The following is a 1,176-nucleotide window of genomic DNA, read 5'->3' on the forward strand; positions in this document are numbered from 1 at the left end:
GCATGTCCGCGCCGCGGATGAGGCGTTCGCTCTGGGCGGTGACACCCCGGCCACCAGCTACCTCGACATCGGCAAGGTCCTCGGGGCCGCCCGGGAGTCCGGCGCGGACGCCATCCATCCGGGCTACGGCTTCCTGTCGGAGAACGCCGAGTTCGCCCAGGCCGTGCTCGACGCGGGCCTGGTCTGGATCGGCCCGCCCCCGCAGGCCATCCGCGACCTCGGTGACAAGGTGGCGGCCCGTCACATCGCCCAGCGCGCCGGCGCCCCGCTGGTGGCCGGCACCCCCGACCCGGTCTCCGGCGCGGAGGAGGTCGTGGCGTTCGCGGAGCAGCACGGCCTGCCGATCGCGATCAAGGCCGCCTTCGGCGGCGGCGGACGCGGGCTGAAGGTCGCCCGGACGCTGGAGGAGGTGCCGGAGCTGTACGAGTCGGCGGTGCGCGAGGCGGTGGCCGCCTTCGGCCGCGGCGAGTGCTTCGTCGAGCGCTACCTCGACCGGCCCCGCCACGTCGAGACCCAGTGCCTGGCCGACACCCACGGCAACGTGGTCGTGGTCTCCACGCGTGACTGCTCGTTGCAGCGCCGCCACCAGAAGCTGGTGGAGGAGGCCCCGGCGCCGTTCCTGTCCGAGGCGCAGGTCGCGGAGCTGTACGCCGCGTCGAAGGCCATCCTGAAGGAGGCCGGGTACGTCGGCGCCGGAACGTGTGAGTTCCTGGTCGGCCAGGACGGCACGATCTCCTTCCTGGAGGTCAACACGCGCCTCCAGGTGGAGCACCCGGTCACCGAGGAGGTCGCCGGTATCGACCTGGTGCGGGAGATGTTCCGCATCGCCGACGGCGAGGCCCTCGGCTACGACGACCCGGCCCTGCGCGGTCACTCCTTCGAGTTCCGCATCAACGGCGAGGACCCGGGCCGCAACTTCCTGCCCGCCCCCGGCACGGTCACCCGGTTCGACGCACCGTCGGGTCCGGGCGTGCGCCTGGACGCGGGGGTGGAGGCGGGCAGTGTGATCGGCCCGGCCTGGGACTCGCTGCTGGCCAAGCTGATCGTGACCGGCCGCACCCGCGCCGAGGCCCTCCAGCGGGCCGCCCGCGCGCTGGAGGAGTTCCAGGTCGAGGGCATGGCCACCGCCATCCCCTTCCACCGCGCGGTGGTCACCGACCCGGCCTTCGCCCCCGA

At 73.6% G+C, this 1,176-nt stretch carries 1 protein-coding gene; it reads left to right on the top strand.

The genetic code is table 11. From position 1 onward, the window contains the following. Positions 1–1,176: biotin carboxylase N-terminal domain-containing protein (locus tag ABZ915_RS48775; RefSeq protein WP_361817954.1), on the top strand; the 1,176-nt coding region annotated here is incomplete at both ends.

Origin of the sequence: Streptomyces sp. NPDC046915 (genome assembly GCF_040644935.1) — a bacterium.
Taxonomy (GTDB): Bacteria; Actinomycetota; Actinomycetes; order Streptomycetales; family Streptomycetaceae; genus Streptomyces.